Source organism: Streptococcus infantis (genome assembly GCF_047464615.1).
Lineage (GTDB): Bacteria > Bacillota > Bacilli > Lactobacillales > Streptococcaceae > Streptococcus > Streptococcus infantis_Y.
In genome coordinates, this window is sequence record NZ_JASHBO010000005.1 from 45366 (window position 1) to 68430 (window position 23065).

Genomic DNA, 23065 nt, shown 5'->3' on the forward strand with positions numbered 1-23065 from the left:
GTCAACGTCGCCTTGGATTATATATGTAACTGACTTCGTCAGTCTGATCTGCAACCTCAAAGCCGTGCTTTGAGCAACCTGCGGCTAGCTTCCTAGTTTACTCTTTGATTTTCATTGAGTATTAGCATGTTTTCGGGTATATATAGTAGATTGAATCTAGAGCAGTACACTATAGTTGTCTATCTTTAAACTAGTGTTTTTTACAAAATAAAAAAGGTTCATAACCTTAATAGAATTGTTCTATCAAGATTACAAAACTCTTTCTTATTTCAACTCTTTTTTATAGCGTTCCAACTCTGCTTGGTTTGCCCAAACATAGTGGCCTGGACGAATTTCTACCATAGAAGGTTTATCAGTTTCATAGTCATGTTGATCTGGATCATAGACTTTCAAAACTTTTTTACGTTCCAAGATTGGGTCTGGAATAGGAACAGCTGATAGAAGTGCTTGTGTATATGGATGAACTGGATTGTTAAACAATTCTTCAGTCTCAGCCACTTCAACAATAACACCCTTATAAATTACCGCGATACGATCAGAGATGAAACGAACTACTGACAAATCGTGGGCGATAAAGAGATAAGTCAAGCCTAATTCCTTTTGGAATTTCTTGAGCAAGTTCAAAACTTGGGCACGTACTGAAACGTCCAAAGCTGAAATCGGCTCATCCGCAATAACGAAGTCAGGTTGCATAACCAAGGCACGGGCAATCCCGATACGTTGACGTTGTCCACCTGAAAACTCATGTGGGTAACGTGTCAAGTGTTCAGCCAAAAGTCCCACTTCACGAATGATATTTTGAACTTTTTCTTTTCTTTCTTCTTCATCTTTAAATAAATGGTGGTTATAAAGACCTTCAGAAATGATATAGTCAACCGTTGCACGTTCATTCAAACTTGCAGCAGGGTCCTGGAAAATCATTTGGATACGACGGATTAATTCCGAAGCTTGTTCACGTGATTTTTTACCATTAATTTTTTGACCTTCAAAGATGATATCACCTTTGCTGGTATCATTAAGACCGATGATAGCACGACCAATTGTTGTCTTACCACTACCAGACTCTCCAACAAGTGAGAAAGTTTCTCCTTTGTTGATAAAGAAGTTCGCATTTTTAACAGCGACAAACTTTTTGCTTCCTTCACCGAAGGAAATTTCTAAGTCTTTAATTTCTACTAATTTTTCAGACATTTCCTTCCTCCTAGTCCTCAAGATGTGTAAAGCCCATCTTTTCACGAATCTTGTCGTGTAAATCTGCAATCACCGATGGTTTTTCAACTTTTGGAGCTTGTTCATGAAGCAACCATGTCTTAGCCCAATGAGTATCAGATACTGCAAACTGAGGTGCTTTTTCCTCGAAGTCAATCTTCATAGCATAATCTGAACGAAGAGCAAAAGCATCTCCCTTCAATTCAGTATAAAGCGATGGAGGTGTTCCAGGGATTGAGTACAATTCACCTTTGTCATCCGCAAGTTGAGGCAAGCTTGACAAGAGGCTCCATGTATATGGATGACGTGGGTCGTAGAAGATTTCTTCAACAGTACCATACTCGACGATTTCACCAGCATACATAACTGCAACTTTATCAGCAATACTTGCTACGACACCTAGGTCGTGGGTGATAAAGATTGTTGTAAAGTGGTATTCGTGTTGAAGTGACTTCAACAAATCAATAATCTGTGCTTGGATGGTCACGTCAAGAGCTGTTGTCGGCTCATCACAGATAAGAATGTCTGGACGACAAGCAAGAGCAATCGCGATAACGATACGTTGACGCATTCCCCCAGAATATTGGAAAGGATACTCGTCAAAACGTTTCTCAGAATCTGGAATACCAACTTTATTCATATAGTCAATTGCCATCTCTTTAGCTTCTTGAGCAGTCTTACCTTGGTGTTTAACAATAACTTCTGTGATTTGACTTCCGATTGTCTTGATAGGGTCTAGACTGGTCATCGGATCTTGGAAGATAGTTGCAATCTTGGCACCACGAATACTTTCCCATTCTTTATGAGAAGATAAGGCTGTCAAATCTTGTCCTCGGTAATTAATACTACCTTGTGCAATACGACCATTTTCTTCCAACATTCCTGTGAATGTTTTTGTCAAAACTGATTTACCTGAACCTGACTCCCCAACTAACGCGAGGACCTCTCCCTCAATCAAATCAATGGAGACACCTCGAATAGCTGTCAAAATCTTGTCACGAACATCAAATTCCACGACAATATCTTGAGCAGTCAAAATTACATTTTTTTCTTTTGTCATTTCTACTCCTATCTATGTGTACGTGGATCACTAGCATCCGCTAGGTTTTGACCTACTACGAAAAGGGACAAGGATACCAAGACCAAAGTTGTCAATGGAATCCAGAAGAGGTATGCATTGGTTGTTACGTTTTGAGAATAATCTGAAATCAAACGTCCCAAGCTAGGAACTGTGATCGGCAATCCAAGTCCAAAGAATGAAAGGAAAGCTTCATATGAGATAAAAGATGGAAGCATTTGCGACGTACTCGTAACAATAACAGATACCAATTGGGGCATAATGTTTTTCATAATAATTTTGTAACTTGGTGTTCCCAAGGTACGTGAAGCAAGGTTGTACTCTAAATCACGGTAACGTAACATTTGGATACGAATTGAATAGGCAACACCAATCCAAGTGGTTACACTCATGGCAAAGATCAAATTCCAGAATCCTGCACCGATAGAGTAAGTCAAAACAATAACGATCAAAAGTGATGGAATATTGTTAATAACGTTGTAGACTTCCATCATGATACGGTCAACTGATTTTGAGATCCCCCAAATTCCACCAATGATAACACCGATAAAAAGGTTGACAAAGGTCGCAATGACAGAAATCAAGATAGAGTTACGAGCTCCAAACCAGACACCATCAAAGAGAGATTTACCATTACTGTCTGTTCCAAACCAATGCTCAGCATTTGGCTTAATGTAACGAGCGCTAAAATCATTTACCTTACTTACATCATTGAAGTCAAAATCAGAGAACATTGGGTAAATGAAACTCATCAAAACAACTGCAATCAAGATACCTAGCATGATTACTGTTGATTTCTTCTTCAAAAACTGTCTAAAGACAGAACCCCAGTATGAGTAGGCAGGAGCATCAATTGCTTCAGAGGCATAATCATCACGTTTTACAAACTGAAATTTTTCATTACTAATTGTAGACATTATTTGCCTCCTTTCTCTGTCAATTTAATACGTGGGTCAATCATGGTCATCCAAATATCTCCAATAAGGTTTGAGAAGATTGAAACACAAGTGAAGATAAAGACGAGACCAACTACCATATTATTGTTTGAAGCCTTTACAGAGTCGATCAACATTTTACCCATACCTGGGAAGGCGAAGACTGTTTCAGTAAGAGTTGCTCCACCAATAACACCAATAATTGAGCCTGGGATACCAGAAACGAGTGGTACCATAGCATTTTTAAAGATGTGCTTATCAGAAATCTCTTTCTCAGACAAACCTTTAGCACGAGCAAAACGAACGAAATCTTGTGATTGCAAGTCAATCATATAACGACGAATCCAAATTGCCATAGTAGGTGCTCCTAGCAAGCCCAGAATCACTGCTGGAAGGACATAAGAACGCCAATCACCCGCACCCAAGATTGGGAATGAGTCTGGGAAGCCGATTGAAGAACCAATCAAACGAATAATATAGACTAGGGCAATCGTTGGAAGAGCCAACAAGAACGTTAGAGTCCCTGTAGCGAAACTATCGATCCAAGTGTTTTTGAAACGAGCCATTGCTGAACCAAGAGGAATCGCAATCGCATATGAAATCGCAAGACCAATCAAACCAGTGATAGCAGAACTTGCAATCATAGATGGGTACTGATAGTTGCTTTCAGTTGCTGTATACGGATCATCTTTACCGTAGTTTGCTACTTCACGAGCATCAGCTTGACTCGGAGATTTATAAGTTCTTGAGTAAATATTAACTGATGATGTTTTCTTACCAGTTGGGAATTGAACTTCAGAAGTCTTCGTTTGTCCTTGTCCTTGTGTAATAACTTGAAGAACAGGAGTATTTGCATAAGTTGGATAAGAATCTCCTAGGTTCAAGTTGACAAAGTTTTGGTGAACAAATGGGAACTGACTATTGAAGTACAAGAGGTATTTGTGTTTAGTACCTGAACCCACAAGAGACCAACCGATAGCAGGGTCATTCTCAAAGCGCAAATAACGCTCTAAGTTAGGATTCTCAGGATCTTGAATCTTGTTTGTATGGTCAATATCAAGCAAGTTTGCATAGAATTTGAACACACGCTCAAAAATAGGAATTTCACGTGTAGCGTAGAATTGACCACTCTCTGTAAACTCACCTAAAGTCCAACCATTCCCAAGTTGTTGGATATATTTTTCATAGATTGCTTTATTTGTATCATTTGCATCTACTGTAACAGAAGAGTCAATGCTACTAGCTTTTTCCTGCAACTCTTTCGTATCGTAATATTCGATATAACCCATACGCTCAAAGACGGTATTTTCATAGTTATCACGTTTATCAGCCGTTGTTGCAATTTTATTATAGTTAGTATCTTGTTTGAAGATCAACTTCCGTGGAACCATCGTATAGATGATTGTGTAAATCAAGGTCGTTACTAAGAAAATAGAAACCAACGACCGCAAGATACGCATAAAAACATATTTTTTCATATTATTTCCTTTAAAATCCCAAAAGAACCTTCTCCTTTAGGAGAGAAAGTTCTGATGAGCATTATTTATTTCACATGACTCGCTAACTCTTTTTGAGCTTTTTTGTTTGATTCAGCTTTTTCTTTGAGCCATTTTTCACGAGCTTCTTTGTACTCTTTGGTTGTTACAGTGTTAGCTTGCAATTGAAGATATTTGAAGTAAATATCTGAGCCTTTATCACCTGATTGAGTATAAGATTCTGAGAATGGTACTACGCGTGAAATAACTGGAGCAGCACCAGTAGACGACATAGCTGGAAGGAAGAGTGAGCTATCTGTCAACCAAGCTTGAGCTGCTGCATATTTCTCATAACGTTTGTTAAGATCACTTGTTTCACTAGCTGCATCATCAACTAATTTGTCGTAATCTTTCAAACCAACTTGAGCAACCGCTGGATTTGATGGATTATCATAGCCCATGTAGGTCTTAGTTGTTTCACTATTAGTTGATTTCAAGATATCAAGGTAAGTTGATGGATCATCATAGTCTGGATTCCATCCAACAGCACCTGAAAGGTCCCAATCTTCTGCTGCCGCACTAGCAGCGTAGTATGTGATATTGTGTAATTCATCCGTAGTGATTTGTTGGATATCGATAACTACATTATCTGTACCCAAAGCGGTCTCAACAGATTGTTTGAAGGACTGAATACGCGCAATGTAGTTCTTAGCAGTTTGGTCAACTGGAATATCCAAGTGGATTGGGAATTTTACGCCATCTGCTTCAAGGTCTTTTTTAGCTTTAGCTAATTCTGCTTTCGCTTTGTCTGCATTGTAAAGTCCATCTTGAGCATCTGCAAAGTTTACATCTTTCCACTCATCACCATAAGAAACAACTTTCTCAGTGACCAAGTCACCAAATGTTTTTTCACCTGCTGAAACAAATTCTGGTTTTACGAAGAGGTTACGAACAGCAAGTGCTGCTCCATCTTTACCATTAATCTGAGCCGAATATGCAGTGCGATCAAATGCAAAGTTCAAAGCTTGACGGAAATCTTTATTAAGAAGGGCTTTCTTAGTAGAAGTTTTTTCTTCGTCAGTTGTTTTTGAAGTATACTTATAGCTTTGGCGATCAATATTGACACCCAAACCAGCAACACCAGAACCTTGTGGGTTATAGTAGATATTATCTTTATATGTTTCTGCTACCTTAGAATAGTTCGAGCTAGTAGGGAAGAGACGGGCATAGCTGTATGCACCACTTGTAAAGTTACGCTCGATTGATTCTTGGTCCGAACCATCATAATAAGCAAGCGTTACAGTATCAATATGAACATTGTCTTTATCCCAATACTGTTCATTCTTCGCAAACTCGATAGAAGACTTAGCTGTCAATCCTTTAAGCAAGAACGGACCATTGTAAAGCAATGATGTTGGATCTGTCGCCTTACCAAAGTCTTTTCCTTTTGATTTTTCAAACTCTGCGTTCAAAGGCCAAAAAATTCCGTAAGACAGTTTAGAGTTCCAGTATGGTTCTGGTTGGTTCAATGTATATTGAAGAGTGTAATCATCGACTGCTTTAACACCTACTGCAGAGAAGTCTGTGTTGTTTCCTGACAAGTAGTCAGCCAATCCTTTAACAGAATTTTGTGCTAGGTAAAGGGCGGCTGATTTATTGTCGGCTGCGTGTTTCAAACCTGTAACAAAGTCATTTGCAGTTACTTCTGCATATTCTTCACCATCAGATGTGAACCATTTTACACCTTTACGAATTTTATACGTGTATGTTAAACCATCTTGAGATACTGACCAATCTTCAGCGACTGCAGGAGTAAGGTTACCATACTTATCATTCGTAAAGAGTCCATCGATACCGTTTGAAGTGGCAACTTTTGTACTTTGTTTACCAGAGATAAGGTAGTCCAATGTTTCTGGATCAGCAGTGTATACATAACCATATGCTTTTGGTGCTTCAGCATTTGATGTTTTTGAAGAACCACAAGCTGCGAGAACGCCTGTTGCAAGTAGGGCAACCCCCGCTACCGCAAAAATCCGACTTTTTTTCATGTTTAGTTAACTCCTCTATTAAAATTAATGAGATACTGTTGATTATACCATAATCCCTTTCAAAAGTAAACGAATTTTCAGAATATTTTGTCGCATGCCTTTTGGAAGCAGGAAAACTTACATTTTCAGAAAAGAAACTATTGACGAGATTTAATTTAAAAGGTATAATAATAAAAGTTAAGGCGGTATAGCCAAGTGGTAAGGCACGGCTCTGCAAAAGCTTGATCGTCGGTTCAAATCCGTCTACCGCCTCTATATTATCAAAGGCTCCTACAGGGGTCTTTTCTTTTTTACTACCAGAAAAGCTTTATCAGTTCTACTCTGATAAAGCTTTTGTTTTATTCTGTTTCTTCTTCTGATTCGAGTTCTTGGATTTGAACCTTAAGCTTGGTTACACGTCCATTTTTGACCTTATCATTGGTTAGAGTGATATGCTTATTGCTACTTTCTAACTCATAGCTAAGTTTTTCTGATGTTGGAATAGTTCCCACACCGGTCAAATAGTAACCTGCAATCGTATCTACATCATCACTTTCAAGTTCAACATCAAAGTAGTCATTGAAGTCATTTAAATTCATTGTTCCTTGGACGATATAGGTATCTTCTCCAATTGTATGAACATAGACTTCAGCTCGGTCAGTTTCATCATCAATCTCACCGACAATCTCCTCAAGGAGATCCTCTAGCGTAACTAGACCAGCCATACCTCCATACTCATCCAGTAGGATAGCCATTTGTCTTTGTGAATTTCTCAACTCTTTTAATAAATCATCCACAAAAATGGTCTCAGGTACAAAGAGTGGATCTTGTAAGATTCGCTTCCAGACAATATTGTCAAAACCGCTGGCAAAGGCTTCTTTGAGGAGACTCTTAGTATGAATCAATCCAATAACATTGTCCTTATCTCCATCATAAACAGGAATACGAGAAAAATTCTGTTTTAAGATACTTTGGATAATGGTTTGAGTGTCATCTTGAATATCTACCATGAAAGCATCGGTTCGAGGAACCATGACTTCACGTGCCATGAGCTCGTCTAGCGAGAAAATCCCTTGTAACATTTCAATTTCATCAGCATCCAAGGTTTCTTCACTCTTAGACAACATGTACTCAATCTCATCACGAGTCATTTTTTCATCTGCATCGTCAAATGTCATCGGTGTCAATTGACTCAAGAGATTAGTTGATGCTGATAGCATCCAAACAAAGGGACTCACAATCTTACCAAGAGCAATAATAAACGGTACTGTTCGGATAGCCAAGGAATCCTTAAGATTTAGAGCAATTCGCTTAGGATAAAGCTCACCAAAAACAATAGAAATATAGGTCAAGAAAGCTAATGATAAGAAGCTAGCTACCGCATAGGCAGTTTCGCTATTTCCCATCCAAGAGGCGATCAACTCTCCAAGTGAATCTGCTAGTTTAGCCCCTGACAAGATCGTAATTAAGGTGATACCAACTTGAATGGTTGATAAAAAGTGATTGGGGTTTTCAAGTACCTTTAGTAAACGGATATAGCGTTTATCTCCCTCCTCAGCTTTTTGCTCAACACGTGAACGACTAAGTGAAACCATGGCCATTTCTGTTGCAGAGAAAAAGGCATTTAAAAAGGTCAAAACAACTAATAAAACAAATTGCAGTAACAAATCCTGACTGCTCGGGTCTTCCATTTTCCTTCTCCTAAAAAGTATAATTGAAACTATTATACCATATTTTCCAATTTCTACACATTAATTTTCAATTTCTAGGATAAAGGGTCGCTGAATAGAGAGCTGCAATCCAAGTCCCGACGCCCTAGTTCAAGCCTTGTAAATTTTCAAAAAAGCTCTTTAAAATCAGAAGAGCAAAAAACAACCAATCGTGTCAACAGTTCATGACTAATAAAAAACGAGGTTGGGATTTTCCCTCAACCTCTTGATCAATTAGTTATTTTTTGTGACTGTGACCTCACCTGTTCGGTAATCTAACTGAATTCCCTTTTGGACATTTGGAATAACGACATTAAACTCCAATTCTCCGTCAGAAGATTTAGCTTCAATCTGCGATGCAGACGGCACCAAGTCTTCCTCAGACGCATAGAGCAACGTCACACGGTAACGCACTCGTTTATTCTGATCTAGGGCTTTTCGAACCAAACTCTCATAGTAGTTTTGGCCTGTGGAATCTTCTGCACGCGCTTGGTTGGCCCAAGCTGTCTGTACGGCAATATTTTTAGGATTGCTGGTAGAGGCATCGAAGCCATCTAAGCCACCTATCAAGGCATAGCCTAACAAGTGTCCTCTATCAACTGCGTGATTATAACTTCCTTTTAGGTTCTTAACCTGATGCCATCCCGCTGGTGTCCAAGATGTTGAACCATTGCCAGTTTCTTCACGGTCCTTGTACTGCCGTGTTGCTTTTGACATGATTGCATTCGCTACTGTGGGAACTGTCTCTCCTCCTACCGTTTTTGTCTTGTTATCCGCATAGGGTTTGCTTGAAACCTTAGCATCCAGATTGGTTTTATTGTTATTGACGATAAAGGCTCCTGCGCCATTCCACTCTAGAGTACCCTTAATTTGTTTTTTAACCGAATCTGTTAGGACACTTTCAGCCAGTTCTTGACTTGGAGTATCAGACGACTGTGATTTTTGTTTTACTTGTGTTTTTGGTGCAGTGTTGGAAGACTGCATTTGTTTAATATAGTAGCTTCCTGCTGACAAGAGCAAAAAGAGCAAGAGGCCAATTAGGGCCTGCCTTGTTTTTTTATTCATATTTTCTCCTTGTACTCTTCGAAAATCTCTTCAAACCACGTCAACTTCACCTTGCCGTATATGTGTTACTGACTTCGTCAGTTCTATCCACAACCTCAAAACTGTGTTTTGAGCAACCTGCGGCTCTCTTCCTAGTTTGCTCTTTGATTTTCATTGAGTATTACATTCACTTCTTAGAAAAAGACTGGGACAAAAGTCCTAACCTCTCAATTGTATTTGGATTGTCGAGCAAGACGCAGTGGTTGAGTGGGCTCTACTGCGCTGATTTTATCAGCTTTTACAGCCCTACTCAACTGTGCGGAGGTGGGACAACGAAATCGAATTCTAACGAATTACCGATTTCTGTCCCACTCTCATTTTCCTGTAAATTTTGTGATGAGTTCTTGCCATTTTGCTGGCGCCAAAATAGCCCAAGGGTCTTCCCCTTTTCCTAGTATGCCATAGCCAATCATCAAACCAATTGCAAGAGCTAAGAATCCTAGTAGTAATACTACAATTACTAGGATAAAGCGACGTAAGACATATTTGGATTGTTTATTCATCTTCATCAGCTTCCACACTTACCCGTTCAATTTTAGCTCCTAACTGGGCTAATTTTTCATGAAAACGGTAGTAACCTCTATCTAAATGGACAAGCTTTCCTACAACTGTTTCGCCTTCAGCTACCAATCCTGTCAAAATCAAGGCTGCACTGGCACGTAAGTCTGTCGATAGAACTTCTGCCCCTTGGAGAGGCTGTCCTCCGACGATACGGGCTGTATCACGGATAATTTCTGAGTGTAAGCCCATCCGACGCATCTCTTCTAAATGTTGGAAGCGATTCTCAAACACAGTCTCCACCATGGTTGACTCACCTTGAGCAACGGTCATTAGAGCAGTGAACTGCGCTTGCATGTCTGTCGGAAATCCTGGATGTGGAAGTGTCTTGACGTGGACAGCCTTTAATTTTTCACGTTGAGAACGAATACGAATTCCTTCGTCCTCATCGATGACTTCAACACCCATTTCCAATAATTTAGCAATCAAGGGACGATTGTGTTCCCAGATGGCATCTTGAATCAAGACATCTCCACCTGTAATGGCAGCTGCTACCATAAAGGTCCCTGCTTCGATACGGTCCTGTACAACATTGTGGGTTGCACCGTGTAGTTGCTCAACACCAGTAATCGTCACAGTTTCTGTTCCTGCTCCCTTGACCTTGGCACCCATTTTATTTAGGAGAACAGCCAAGTCGACAATCTCAGGTTCACGCGCAGCATTTTCAATGACTGTCACACCGTTAGCAAGAGTTGCCGCCATCATCAAGTTTTGAGTAGCACCTACACTAGGGAAGTCCATGTAAATGTGAGCTCCGTGCAAGCGTTCTGCCTTAGCTTCGATATAACCTGCCGTCTGAGTAATCTCAGCCCCCATCGCTTCGAGTCCCTTTAGGTGAAGGTCGATAGGGCGACTACCGATAGTACAACCACCTGGCATCGAAACTTTAGCATGTCCTACACGAGCTAAGATTGGCCCCAATACTACAATTGAAGCACGCATCTTGCTGACATACTTATAGGGAGCTTCTTCTGTGATATCACCGGTTGCATCAACTTCAACAATATGTTCTTCTTGATCAAAGTCTACTTTCGCATTTAATCCACGAACCACCTGATTCATGGTAAAAACATCCGATAAAATAGGAACATTTTTTAAGACCGTTTTTCCTTCACTTGCTAAAATAGTTGCTGCAAGCAGTGGCAAAACTGCATTTTTTGCGCCCTCGATGGTAACACTTCCAACCAAACGATTATCGCCACCTTGAACTACAATTTTTTCCATAGAGTATTTTCCTTCACTTACAATTTTAGAATAACGTTCTAACTGCTTCTTGCCAAAGTTGGTAGAGGTTCAGAAAAAAGGAACTAATCAGATATCCTAAACCGATACTACACAATACTACCAAGAGTCGAACCTTCTTCGCATTATCCTTTGTCACCTTCAAAATTTGATCCCATCTGACCAAATCTTTCAATAGCTGAAAGACTAGGTAGACAAAAAACATATGACTACTAAGGGTAAAAAACAATTGAATCATTTGCCTATTATACCATCTTCTTTTTTTCTACGCTAGTTTAGGGATTCGCCTACTGTTTAGGGATTGTTTTTCAAATAGTCAATCGCATCTTGAAGCGTTTTGACTGGAACGATTTTCATGTCTGTTTTAATCATTTGAGCTGCTTCTAGAGCTGTGTCATAGTTACTCTTGGCATTTGGATTTGCCTTTTTAGCTTCCTCAGTTACTGGATTGTTAGGAGCAAAGAATACAGTTGCTCCCTTTTTAGCTGCGGCCACAACCTTTTTATCAATTCCACCAATGTCACCTACGTTGCCATCTCTATCGATGCTTCCTGTACCCGCAATAATCCGTCCATTTCGAAGAGTAGGGTCTGCAATTTGCGTGTAGATGGATAAACTAAACATCATCCCAGCACTAGGACCACCAATGCCAGCAGTTGAAAACTTGATTGGCACATCACTAGATACTTCTGTGCGGTCAATCAAACCGATTCCGATACCATTCTTCCCATTTTCTAGAGTAATGATCTTTCCTTCAGCAGTCTTAACTTTTCCATCCTCCTCATAAGTAACCTTAACCTGATCACCTAGAGTTTGAGAATTAACGTAGTCAACCATCTCCTTGGAACTCTCAAAAGTCTTATCATTCACAGATGTCACGGTGTCAGCAATATTAAGAACTCCCTTGAAAGTCGAGTTATCTGTTACAGTCAAAACATAGACACCCAGATATTTGAGCTCGATTTCCTTACCCGCCGTCTTTAGGCCTTGATATTTGGCCATGTTTTGCGAAGTTTCCATATAAAACTGGTTGATTCGCATAAATTCTGCATCTGACGAACCACCAGTCATCTCTTTGGCACTATGTATGTCCGTAAAAGGTGTTAGCCAAGCATAGACTAAGTCAACTAGTCTAGCGTGCTTAACTCCAACCGTCACAAATTGGTAGGAACCTTCCTCTTGGTCAGGTTGGTTATTAACTTGTAAAACCTTTCGAATATCTTCAGAAGTCCCTGGCACTTCAATATAATAAGGCAGGGGCACTGTAAAAGCGATAAAAGTGATAATGAGCCCAATAATGAGATATAAGGGCCATCTAGTTTTTTTCTTCATTGTTTAACTCCTCTAGGACAGCATTTGGTACATACTCGCTGATATCTTGACCAAATTTTAATAGTTCTCTCACAGCTGAAGAGCTGATGTAAACATGCTCTGGCCGACTGTGGAGATAGATTGTCTCCATTTCTCCTGCTAGTTGATGGTTGTAAAAATCAAAACTAGCTTCATACTGAAGATCTGTTGCATTACGCAAGCCACGCACCAAGACCCCTGCACCTAATTTTCTAGCAACATCAACGACTAATTCATCGTGAGAAGCTATGACCTGAACATTATTCAGATGTGCTAGTGCTTTTTCAACAGTTTTCTTTCGGCTCTCTATCGGTAAAAATCCCGTTTTATGGGGATTATAAAAAATTCCCACATACAATGTATCAAAGAGCTTACTTGCACGCTCAATGAGATCCAAATGTCCATTGGTCATCGGATCAAAGGAACCTGTAAATAGCCCAATCTTATCTGACATAAACCGTCACCTTACTAATCCCATATATTTTTTCCTTCCAGATGCCCAAACAAGCGATTTCTTCTGGAAGTTCTACTGATTTATCTGTTTCGCAAACCACCATGACATCTTCTGAAAAAAGATTTCTCTCCGCCATTTTTTCAATATCTGACACGATTTGTTCTTTTGCATAGGGAGGATCCAAGAATATAAGATCAAAGACTCCATCCACCTGCTCCAAAGCACGGCTGGACTCCATTTTCAATAATTGAAATTTAGAGGTTTCCTTAGTCATCCGGATATTTTCTGCGACTATATTCTGGGCTCGGCGATCCTTCTCAACCAGAACGGCACTGGACATCCCTCTTGAGACTGCTTCGATGGATAGACCACCACTGCCAGCATAAAGATCTAGCACTCGCCCACCTTCAAAGTAGGGACCAATCATATTGAAAATAGCGCCCCTAACCTTATCTGATGTTGGCCTTGTCGTTTTACCGTCCAGCGTCTTTAAAGGACGCCCACCGTAGATTCCTGATACGATTTTCATACCGTATATTATACCAAATTCTTATCAAAAAAAGAAAATCGAACCTTACGGCTCGATTGATTAAAGAATATTTTCGTAAGTATCTCTCACTTCTTGAGGCCAAACACTGGTTTGAACTTCTCCGATATGCTTTTTACGAAGCAGGAACATAGCCATACGAGACTGACCAATCCCTCCACCGATTGTCAATGGGAAGAATCCATTTAGGAGAGCCTTATGCCATTCTAAAGTTAAACGGTCTTCGTCTCCTGTGATAGCTACCTGACGGCGAAGAGTGTCTTCATCGACACGAATTCCCATTGAAGATAACTCAAAGGCTGCACCAAGATTCTCATTCCAAACTAGAATATCCCCATTCAGACCCTTATAGCCATTTTCAGTTTCTGTTGTCCAGTCATCGTAGTCTGGTGCACGACCGTCATGAGGTTTTCCGTCTGATAACTCTCCACCGATACCGATCAAGAAGACCGCTCCAAATTCCTTACAAATAGCATTTTCACGTTCTTTAGGTGTCAAGTCTGGGTAGCGTTCCACCAACTCTTCAGTATGGATAAAGGTAATTTGTTTAGGTAGAATTGACTCAATATCGTAGCGTGCTTCCACTGCAAGTTCTGTCAAACGGATGGCCTTATAAATCTTTTCTACTGTTTCTTTAAGATAGGCAAGATTGCGTTGTCCGTTTGGAATAACTTTTTCCCAGTCCCACTGGTCTACATAGACTGAGTGAGTCGCATCTAGTGAATCTTCGTCTGGACGAAGGGCCTTCATGTGAACAAAGAGGCCTTCACCCTCGCCAAAACCAAAACGGGCCAAGGTATGGCGTTTCCACTTAGCAAGCGAATGTACCACCTCATAAGATTCATCTGGAATTTGCAAAACCTTAACAGAAACTGGATGTTCAATCCCTGAAAGGTTATCCTGCATCCCGTCCCCAACCTTACTCAAGATTGGCCCCTGCACTTCTACAACTTCTAACTTATCTTTCAAATACTGGGTAAAGGTATTTTTTACAAAGGAAATTTCTTCCTGTTGATGGATAAAACTTTTCTTCATACATCTCTCCTTTTAAATAATAAGATGATTATACCCTTTTGCTAGTAAAAATAAAAGTAAAAATTTAAAAAAGAGCTCATTTGAGCTCTAAAAGTATTAATCGTCACTTCCAAAGATACGCAAGAAGCTAAGAAAAAGGTTGATAAAGTCAAGGTAGAGGCTAAGTGCCAAAGAAATTGCCCAACCTGTAGCGACTCGACCATTTGATTCTTCATAAACATAGCGAATCTTTTGGTTATCCCAAGCAATCAAACCTGAGAAAACAAGAACCATGACAATACTGATAATGTAGTCGAAGAGACCACTGTTTAAGAATACATTAACAATCATAGCTAAAATGAGACCTACCAGGGCTGCAATCAAAGCACGCCCGATACCACTCAAGTCCTTTTTAATCACAACTCCGATAATTGCCATGACAAAGAAGAGGGCAGCGCTAGAAATGAAAGCCGTTAGAACTGTTCCTGGTAGATAGAGTGATACGATGAAACTCAGTGAAAAACCGTTCACTACTGAATAGATGAGAAACATCGGAAGAGCTGCTGGGCTATTTTTATAAGCCATATTACTTGCTGCAATTACAAGAGCAACTTCAACTACTCCTGTCACGATTAGCCATATGCGGGCATTAAACATCAACTGAACAAGAAGGTCTTGGAAAGTTGTTAACATCAAGGCTGAAACAAGTGCGGATAAGGCAATCCCAACTCCTACAAAAGCATAAACTTTTGCATAAAATTGATTCAAACCTGAACGTTCTTGAATAATTGTTTGATTCATATCTTTTTCTCCTTATGAAATCTTTTTACTGATTATAACAAAAATCAAATCATTTAACTCAAATAAAACATGAGTATGCCTGCAGCAATAGCGACATTGAGGCTTTCCGCTTGTCCTTTCATGCTGATGTGGACCAATTGGTCTGCCTGGTCTGTCATGAATGGACTAATGCCTTGACCTTCATTTCCCATGACTAAGGCAAAATCTTCTAACCGATCCAGTTCACGATAATCTTTAGAGTTTTGGGACAAGGTAGTGGCTAAAATCGGCAAATGACTCTTTTTCGCCTCTTCAACAAATGTTTCTACAGACATGCGATAAATCGGTAAATGAAAATGACTACCCTGCATGGATCGGAGAGTCTTCAAGCTATAAATATCTGCTGACTTACTTGAAACGATGACTCCAGAAAAACCTGCCGCATCTGCCGTCCGAATCATGGTCCCCACATTTCCAGGATCCTGCACATCTTCTAAAAAGAGATACTTTCCTTGGCTCAAATCTGGTAAATGCTCCTCCTCCTTTTGAACAATGGCAACAATACCCTGAGGCGTTTGAGAATCTGCTAAATCGAGCAAGATTTCTTCTGTCACAAGGACAGTCTGAGGATAGTCTACTAATTTTTCACCATACTCTGCGAGAGCAAAAATTTTCTCAATCTTTGCACCTGCCTGAATAGCTTCTTCAAACAGATGCCATCCCTCAATTAAATAAGAAGATTTGCGATATTTTTTTTGATGTAATTTCTTGGCATTTTTTACCACAGAATTGGCTTTAGAGGTTATAATAGTCATAGAAATATTATAACACAATCAAGGAGGTTTGGTATGCAAAAGGTTAAAATGATCGCCCAAGGTCGCGTCCAAGGAGTGGGCTTCCGCTGGGGAGTCTATAGTCTCGCTCTAGAACTAGGTGGCATTACGGGTCGTGTCTGGAATAACGATGACGGAACCGTTGAAATCCTTGCCCAAGCAGAATCTTCAGCCATTATGGCCAAGTTTATCCAAGAGATCCGAAAAGGCCCTACCCCATTCTCTAAAGTAACCTATCTTGATGTTCAATTGAGTAACTTTCCATCTTATTCAGACTTCAAAGTCGCAAATTAGGTCTCTAGAACTATTGTATATTTTCCAAAAAAACAGTAGAATAGAAAGGTATAATTTTTAAAGAAGGAATAAAAACAGTGAAATCAATTAAACGAATCGCTCTCTCAGTCATGGGAGTGGCTATGCTATTAGTCTTAACGGGTTGTGTCCAGGTTGATAAATCAACAGGACTCCCAACTGGTCCCGTTTGGGATTTCTTGGGTGCTCCAATGGGAGAAGCTATCAAATACTTCGCTAATGATCAAGGTCTCGGTTTCGGTGTTGGGATCATCATCGTAACCATTATCGTTCGCTTGATTATCCTCCCACTTGGTATCTACCAATCATGGAAGGCAACGCTTCACTCTGAGAAGATGAATGCTCTCAAGCACGTCCTTGAACCACATCAGACTCGCCTGAAAGAAGCAACAACTCAAGAAGAAAAACTAGAAGCTCAACAAGCTCTCTTTGCTGCTCAAAAAGAGCACGGCATCAGCATGTTTGGCGGCGTAGGATGTTTCCCTATCCTCATTCAAATGCCTTTCTTCTCTGCTATCTACTTTGCTGCCCAACATACTGAAGGAGTTGCCCAAGCAAGCTACCTAGGAATTCCTCTAGGCTCACCTAGTATGATTTTGGTTGCCTTTGCTGGTATCCTTTACTATCTTCAATCACTCCTTTCTTTACATGGAGTTGAGGATGAAACTCAAAGAGAACAAATCAAGAAGATGCTCTATATGAGCCCTCTCATGATTGTCGTGTTCTCTGTCTTCTCACCAGCCAGCGTTACACTTTACTGGGTTGTCGGTGGTTTCATGATGATTCTTCAACAATTTATCATCAACTACATCGTTCGTCCAAAACTTCGTAAAAAAGTACGCGAAGAATTTGCTAAGAACCCACCAAAAGCAAGCAAAACTTCAAGCACTCGTAAAGATGTAACCCCTGAACCAGCAACAGCTATCACAACTTCTAATAAGAAGAAAAACAAAAAACGCAATGCTGGAAAACAACATTCTAGATAAAAAATAAAAGGCTTAGCTTAAATGCTGAGCCTTTTCTATAGTCAAAAAGAGGCCGAGAAAAAATCCCGACCTCTTCTTTCATTTTATCCATGTACACGTTTCATGTAATCTTGATAGCTTTCTGTATCCATCAATTCCTTAGCATTCTTGACGCGATCTGCTGTTGGAGGTTTAACTCCTTCAAGGGAATATGGAATCCCAAGTTCACGCCATTTGAACTCACCCATAGTGTGATAAGGCAAGATTTCAAACTTATCAACATTTTTGAGAGTTTTTACAAACTTACCAAGTTCAATCAAATCTTCATCTCTGTCTGTCAATCCTGGCACTAGCACGTGACGAATCCAAACAGGTTTACCGATTTCTGACAAGTACTGGGCACAAGCCAAGATGTTTTTATTGGTTTGACTGGTTACAATCTTGTGCTGTGCTTCGTTGATTTCCTTGATATCAAGGAGAACCAAGTCTGTCACGGCCATTAACTTGTTGAACTTTTCTAGATAGCGTGGTTTGTTACGGAATGGAAGGGCACAAGTATCCAAGGTACAGTGGATACCCTTTTCTTTTGCCTTAGTAAAGAGAGCAATCAAGAAATCAATCTGCAAGAGGGCTTCTCCTCCGCTGACTGTGATACCTCCCTTGTCTCCCCAGAAGCCACGATAACGAAGCGCTTCTTCTAGAACATCATCTACTGTTCGTACACGAGATTTATTGGTTTCCATAGCCCAAGTATCTGGGTTATGGCAATATTGGCAACGCATCTGACAGCCTTGCAAAAAGACAATAAAACGAATTCCAGGACCATCTACCGCCCCAAAACTCTCTGTCGAATGCACCATTCCTGTCACTTGTCCATAGTCAATTATTTCCTCAGACATATCGTTACCTTCCTTGAAAACGTTTTATAGTCTTTATTATACCATGACTGAAAAGAAAAACCACAGATTTTGCCTATTTTTTAGAAAACAATCTGTTTTTCACTTTCAACTTTCATGATTTTCAAAATTTTTATTAATCCTTGTCAAAATCAAACCCATAGAGAGTCGCAAAATAATCCTCTGGTCGCTCTGCTCGGCGGATCAAGCGTGCTCCACCGTCCTCTGTATAGAGAATTTCTGCCGAACGAAGCTTGGCATTGTACTGGTAGCCCATAGAGAAGCCATGCGCACCTGTATCATGAATGACTAACAAATCACCAATTTCTGTTTGAGGTAGTTCACGATTAACTGCAAACTTATCGTTGTTTTCACAAAGAGAGCCAACAACATCAACCACTTCAGTCTGACCATCAGGATGCATCATATTGGTGATGTGGTGATAGGCACCATACATAGCTGGTCTCATCAGGTTGACAGCTGACGCATCTACTCCTAGATAAGTACGGTAGGTTTTCTTTTTATGAGTAACTTTTGTAACTAGAATTCCATGGGGTGCCAACATAAAGCGACCTAGTTCTGTAAAGATTTTAACCTGACCAAGACCTGCTGGTGCGAGGACTTCTTCATAAACCTGACGAACTCCCTCTCCAATCAAAGCAATATCATTAGGCTCCTGGTCTGGGCGATAGTTAACCCCGATACCTCCAGAAAGATTGATAAAGTCCAGTGAAATACCTAACTTTTCCTTGATTTCTACTGCCAATTCAAAAAGCTGACGTGCTAATTCTGGATAGTAGAGATGGGTCACTGTATTGGAAGCTAGAAAGGAATGAATTCCAAAGGTTTTAGCTCCCTTTTCTTTCAAGATGGCAAAGGCTTCAAAAAGCTGTTCCTTAGTCATCCCGAACTTAGCTTCACCAGGATTATCCATAATGTCCGTACCCAGTTCAAATACGCCACCAGGATTGTACCGACAAGAGATAATCTCAGGGATGCCTGCTGCACGCTCTAAATGTTCGATATCTTCAAAAGCATCTAAATTAATCGTCGCACCTAATTCTCGCGCATAAGCATACTCTCTATCTGGGGTGTTATTAGATGAAAACATCATATCCGCCCCTGTAAACCCAAGCTTGTGACTCATTAAGAGTTCTACATAACTAGAACAATCCACTCCACATCCTTCTTCTTGCAAAATCTTCAAGATAGCTGGGGTTGGGGTTGCTTTAACTGCGAAGTATTCTTTAAAGCCCTTATTCCAAGAAAAGGCTTTGTTTACTGCGCGTGCTTTCTCACGAATCCCTTTTTCATCGTAAAGATGGAATGGGGTTGGAAACTCCTCAACAATCTTTTCTAAGGAATTACGTTTAATAAATGGTGTTTTCATAGGACTCCTTCATATTCATTATCAAAGAAAGGCTGGGACGAAAGTTCCAACCTTTGTATTTCAAGTCAATTCTTATTTTTCTGTATCGAAGATATTTCCAACTTCAACTTCAATTTGTTGGTTCTTCACATCAATATTTGTGACTCTCAAGAGTGACTTGTAGTCGAACTGTTGTTCACGGTCTTCCTGTGCATTATCAGCAAAGACAGCTACACCAGCCAACTCTGAATCAAACTCAGACAAGAGGCTAATCATCCCGTTAATGGTTCCTCCACCCTTCAAGAAGTCATCGACGATTAAGACACGACTTCCTGCTTTGAGGCTACGTTTTGAAAGGAACATCTTTTCGATACGGTCACTAGAACCTGAAACATAGTTTACACTAACAGTTGAACCTTCAGTGATTTTCAAGTCGCGACGAACAATGACAAATGGAACATTGAGAACATTTGCTACTGCATTTGCGAGCGGAACCCCTTTGGTCGCAACAGTCATAACGGCATCAATCTTCTGATCCATAAAGCTCTTAGCAATAATGCGACCGATATTTTTCAAAATAGCTGGAGTGCTCAATAGGTCAGATAAATAAATGTAGCCACCTGGCAGAATGCGGTCACTCTCTGAAAGTTTATCACGAAGCTCTTCGATAATCGTTTTAGACTCAAGAGTAGAGATCGATGGTGTAAAAATAACACCACCACCAGCACCTGTCACCGTTTGAATATGACCGATTTCAATTTCTTCGAAAGCACGTTTAATGATGACGATATCTTCAGAAATAGACGATTTGGCAGATTCATACTTTTCCGCAAAGGTGTTGAGACTGGTTAATTTGTATGGATTGTTAATCAAGTAATTGGAAATGACAACCATCCGATCACTTCTTCTTAATTTCATTATATTTTTACCATTCTTTTTTATTTAGTCTTTTTCTCATTATATCACACTAAAGCAAAAAAACGAACTTTATTGCCTAAATAAAGTTCATTTTTTTAGTTTCTAGTCTAATTTTGGCTTGTAGAAGGAACGATTGTCCATAGCAAATACTTTATTGGTCATTTCTCCCTTATCAACAAGGGCCAGAGCTGTTATCATCATCATCATGCTGGCATCCAAATTATCAATCATATGAATAATTTCTGCTTCCATCACTCGAGGACGAACTGGACTACCATACTCAAGGAGACCATGATGACTGAGAATGACATGGCGAAGAAGTACAACCTCTTCTCTGGTATCATCAATGCCAAGTTCCATTACCGCTTTGGTAATTTCGCTATCAATCAGAGCGATATGACCGATAAGGTTTCCTCTTACTGTGTACTCTGTCTGGTCAGGACCTGTCAACTCAATAACCTTGGCAAGGTCGTGCAACATAATTCCCGCATAGAGCAAGCTCTTATTGAGCTGAGGATAAATATCTGCAATTGCTTCTGCCAAACGAACCATAGTGGCAGTATGATAAGCAAGACCTGTTTCAAAAGCATGATGGTTGGTCTTAGCAGCTGGATAAGAGTAGAATTCCTTGTCATACTTGGTGTAGAGATTCCGAACAATTCGCTGCCAAATTGGATTTTCAATTTTAAAAATCATCTGCGCCATATACTCACGAATCTCTTTGGCATCTACTGGAGATTTAACCTTGAAGTCAGCTGGGTCATTTGGTTCGCCAGGTTGTGGTAAGCGAAGGGTGATTTGATTAACCTGAGGCGTATTGTTGTACACTTCACGACGACCTTGCATATGGACTACTTTCCCTGCTGTAAAGGTTTCAACATTGTGGGGTTGAGCATCCCAGAGCTTCCCTTCGATTTCTCCACTATCATCTTGGAAGGTGAAGGCTAGGTAGTTTTTCCCAGCACGTGTCTGTCTCAGGTCAGCTGACTTGATCAGGTAAAAGCCTTCAAAAAGCTCATCTTTCTTCATGTGACTAATCTTCATATTCTTCCTCATCTTCTTGGAATTGTAGCAAATCAAGCGCAGGCTCACCTTCTGATAACTCAATGTGACGAAGCGTTCGCTCGATAGCTGTAGTACGACGGTTTAATAAATCATCAATATTGCCAGAGGCATGTTGGAGATGTTTTTGTGCCTTGACCAGAATACCTCCAAACTTGCCAAATTCTGTTTTGACACTAGCTAGGGTTTTACTGATATGGTCAGCACTCTTTTGGATATTGAGAGTCTTGAAGCCAACTGATAAGGAGTTAAGAAGAGCCGACAAGGTACTTGGACCTGCAACAATAATCTGTTCCTCCCGTCTCAAATCATCAAAGAAAATCGGATTGCGAACGATTTCCGAATAGAGACCTTCTGTCGGAACAAATAAGACTCCAAAATTAGTTGTCCGAGGTGGCGCCAGGTACTTACTCTTGATATCCTTGGCAAAACGCTTGACACTTGCTAAGAGAGACTTACGGCAGCGTTCGATTTCATCCTTATCACCTGCTGCATAGGCTTCTTCCAGACGGTAATAATCCGCCAGGGGAAACTTAGAATCAATCGGTAGATAAACATATTCCTGGTCACCTTGCCCAGGTAACTTGATGGCGTATTCCACACGTTCACTAGAGTTTTCAACCGTTGCAAATTCTCGTTCATACTGGGCAGGTGTCATGATGTCTTCAATAATCTGCCCCAGTTGTAATTCACCTAGAATTCCTCGGGTCTTGGTTCCAGAAAGGACTTTATTAAGCGCACCGACATCTCGCGCAACCGTCTGCATTTCACCCAGACCTCGATTGACAGATTCCAGTTGTTTAGAAACCGTCTCGAAGGATGCTTGCAAGCGAGTTTGCAAGGTCTTTTCTAACTTTTCCTCGACTGTTTGGCGCATCTGTTCCAAGCGTTGCTCATTTGATTCCTGCAAGGCTTGGAGACGTTGGTCGGTCTTATCTCTGGTTTGGAGGAGGTTCTCATTCATTTCCTGCCGAACCTGAGTCAGACCCTGATGCAATTCGATACGCACTTCCTGCAAGCGATCACTGACAGCCACTTCAAGATTTTTTTGATCAATCTGACTAGCTTGTCGAGCTTGTTCAAAGCGATAATCCAGCTGGTCTGAGAGATTATCTGCCTGATCTTCTAAACTCTTGGTCAAATATTGCTCCTGCTTGTCCTGCCTTTGCCAAATCAGAAAAAGCCCGGCTAGGTTAGCAATTAATAACAGTAGTAATACAATCTCCAT

23 protein-coding genes and 1 tRNA gene are annotated in these 23065 nt (G+C 40.3%); 3 read left to right on the forward strand and 21 right to left on the reverse strand.

The window, feature by feature from the left end; translation table 11 throughout:
- Positions 1-264: 264 nt before the first annotated feature.
- From QM450_RS03910 to QM450_RS03930, 5 genes are all read right to left on the reverse strand, one after another.
- A complete protein-coding gene (locus QM450_RS03910) occupies positions 265-1191 on the reverse strand; it encodes an ATP-binding cassette domain-containing protein (protein WP_414319723.1) in 927 nt (308 codons plus the stop codon).
- 10 nt (positions 1192-1201) lie between these two features.
- Complete coding sequence (locus QM450_RS03915; protein ID WP_414319724.1) at positions 1202-2269, reverse strand: ABC transporter ATP-binding protein; 1068 nt, start codon at positions 2267-2269, stop codon at positions 1202-1204.
- An 8-nt stretch (positions 2270-2277) separates the two neighbouring features.
- On the reverse strand, positions 2278-3204 hold the full coding sequence (gene oppC, locus QM450_RS03920; RefSeq protein WP_414319725.1) for an oligopeptide ABC transporter permease OppC: 927 nt from the start codon (positions 3202-3204) through the stop codon (positions 2278-2280).
- Positions 3204-4700 (reverse strand): ABC transporter permease, encoded by a 1497-nt coding sequence (locus QM450_RS03925; protein ID WP_414319726.1) that lies wholly within the window; start codon positions 4698-4700, stop codon positions 3204-3206. Before QM450_RS03925 ends, oppC begins: the two co-directional genes overlap by 1 nt.
- A gap of 65 nt (positions 4701-4765) precedes the next feature.
- Complete coding sequence (locus QM450_RS03930) at positions 4766-6745, reverse strand: peptide ABC transporter substrate-binding protein (protein WP_414319727.1); 1980 nt, start codon at positions 6743-6745, stop codon at positions 4766-4768.
- A 181-nt stretch (positions 6746-6926) separates the two neighbouring features.
- On the opposite strand from QM450_RS03930, the gene QM450_RS03935 reads away from it, so the two are divergent.
- Positions 6927-6997, forward strand: a tRNA-Cys gene (locus QM450_RS03935).
- An 86-nt stretch (positions 6998-7083) separates the two neighbouring features.
- Here the strand turns inward: QM450_RS03935 and QM450_RS03940 are convergent.
- The 11 genes from QM450_RS03940 to QM450_RS03990 all read right to left on the reverse strand — a co-directional run bounded on the left by QM450_RS03940 (position 7084) and on the right by QM450_RS03990 (position 16297).
- The gene (locus QM450_RS03940) at positions 7084-8415 is read right to left on the reverse strand and encodes a hemolysin family protein (protein WP_414319728.1); all 1332 of its coding nucleotides are present in this window, start codon (positions 8413-8415) and stop codon (positions 7084-7086) included.
- A gap of 252 nt (positions 8416-8667) precedes the next feature.
- Positions 8668-9498 carry a DNA/RNA non-specific endonuclease gene (locus QM450_RS03945; RefSeq protein WP_414319729.1) on the reverse strand — a complete coding sequence of 277 codons (831 nt, stop codon included), beginning with the start codon at positions 9496-9498 and terminating at the stop codon, positions 8668-8670.
- 353 nt (positions 9499-9851) lie between these two features.
- The gene (locus QM450_RS03950) at positions 9852-10046 is read right to left on the reverse strand and encodes a DNA-directed RNA polymerase subunit beta (RefSeq protein WP_414319730.1); all 195 of its coding nucleotides are present in this window, start codon (positions 10044-10046) and stop codon (positions 9852-9854) included.
- Entirely contained in the window at positions 10033-11319 is a 1287-nt protein-coding gene (gene murA, locus QM450_RS03955) for a UDP-N-acetylglucosamine 1-carboxyvinyltransferase (RefSeq protein WP_414319731.1), read from the reverse strand. The genes QM450_RS03950 and murA overlap by 14 nt, the downstream gene beginning before the upstream one ends.
- Before the next feature lie 25 nt (positions 11320-11344).
- On the reverse strand, positions 11345-11575 hold the full coding sequence (locus tag QM450_RS03960; RefSeq protein WP_000615324.1) for a DUF1146 family protein: 231 nt from the start codon (positions 11573-11575) through the stop codon (positions 11345-11347).
- A gap of 56 nt (positions 11576-11631) precedes the next feature.
- A complete protein-coding gene (locus QM450_RS03965) occupies positions 11632-12669 on the reverse strand; it encodes a SepM family pheromone-processing serine protease (RefSeq protein ID WP_414319732.1) in 1038 nt (345 codons plus the stop codon).
- Complete coding sequence (gene coaD / locus QM450_RS03970) at positions 12653-13141, reverse strand: pantetheine-phosphate adenylyltransferase (protein ID WP_414319733.1); 489 nt, start codon at positions 13139-13141, stop codon at positions 12653-12655. Before coaD ends, QM450_RS03965 begins: the two co-directional genes overlap by 17 nt.
- Positions 13131-13670, reverse strand: a complete 540-nt coding sequence (gene rsmD / locus QM450_RS03975; RefSeq protein WP_045762698.1) for a 16S rRNA (guanine(966)-N(2))-methyltransferase RsmD — start codon at positions 13668-13670, stop codon at positions 13131-13133. The genes coaD and rsmD overlap by 11 nt, the downstream gene beginning before the upstream one ends.
- A gap of 60 nt (positions 13671-13730) precedes the next feature.
- On the reverse strand, positions 13731-14723 hold the full coding sequence (asnA, locus tag QM450_RS03980; protein WP_414319734.1) for an aspartate--ammonia ligase: 993 nt from the start codon (positions 14721-14723) through the stop codon (positions 13731-13733).
- 96 nt (positions 14724-14819) lie between these two features.
- The gene (locus QM450_RS03985; RefSeq protein WP_414319735.1) at positions 14820-15503 is read right to left on the reverse strand and encodes a Bax inhibitor-1 family protein; all 684 of its coding nucleotides are present in this window, start codon (positions 15501-15503) and stop codon (positions 14820-14822) included.
- 53 nt (positions 15504-15556) lie between these two features.
- Positions 15557-16297 carry a TrmH family RNA methyltransferase gene (locus QM450_RS03990; protein WP_414319736.1) on the reverse strand — a complete coding sequence of 247 codons (741 nt, stop codon included), beginning with the start codon at positions 16295-16297 and terminating at the stop codon, positions 15557-15559.
- A gap of 33 nt (positions 16298-16330) precedes the next feature.
- Between QM450_RS03990 and QM450_RS03995 the strand changes: the two genes are divergently transcribed.
- Both QM450_RS03995 and yidC read left to right on the forward strand, forming a co-directional pair.
- Positions 16331-16609 carry an acylphosphatase gene (locus tag QM450_RS03995; protein ID WP_311523064.1) on the forward strand — a complete coding sequence of 93 codons (279 nt, stop codon included), beginning with the start codon at positions 16331-16333 and terminating at the stop codon, positions 16607-16609.
- 77 nt (positions 16610-16686) lie between these two features.
- Positions 16687-17613 (forward strand): membrane protein insertase YidC, encoded by a 927-nt coding sequence (yidC, locus tag QM450_RS04000; RefSeq protein ID WP_045762702.1) that lies wholly within the window; start codon positions 16687-16689, stop codon positions 17611-17613.
- A gap of 83 nt (positions 17614-17696) precedes the next feature.
- Here yidC and pflA read toward each other — a convergent pair whose 3' ends face one another.
- From pflA to rmuC, 5 genes are all read right to left on the reverse strand, one after another.
- Complete coding sequence (gene pflA, locus QM450_RS04005; protein WP_001287990.1) at positions 17697-18491, reverse strand: pyruvate formate-lyase-activating protein; 795 nt, start codon at positions 18489-18491, stop codon at positions 17697-17699.
- 133 nt (positions 18492-18624) lie between these two features.
- Complete coding sequence (locus QM450_RS04010; protein ID WP_414319737.1) at positions 18625-19878, reverse strand: diaminopimelate decarboxylase; 1254 nt, start codon at positions 19876-19878, stop codon at positions 18625-18627.
- 72 nt (positions 19879-19950) lie between these two features.
- A complete protein-coding gene (gene purR, locus QM450_RS04015; RefSeq protein WP_414316910.1) occupies positions 19951-20775 on the reverse strand; it encodes a pur operon repressor in 825 nt (274 codons plus the stop codon).
- Positions 20776-20877: 102 nt separating this feature from the next.
- A complete protein-coding gene (locus QM450_RS04020; RefSeq protein WP_414319738.1) occupies positions 20878-21819 on the reverse strand; it encodes a 3'-5' exoribonuclease YhaM family protein in 942 nt (313 codons plus the stop codon).
- Positions 21809-23065 carry a DNA recombination protein RmuC gene (gene rmuC / locus QM450_RS04025; RefSeq protein WP_075232255.1) on the reverse strand — a complete coding sequence of 419 codons (1257 nt, stop codon included), beginning with the start codon at positions 23063-23065 and terminating at the stop codon, positions 21809-21811. Before rmuC ends, QM450_RS04020 begins: the two co-directional genes overlap by 11 nt.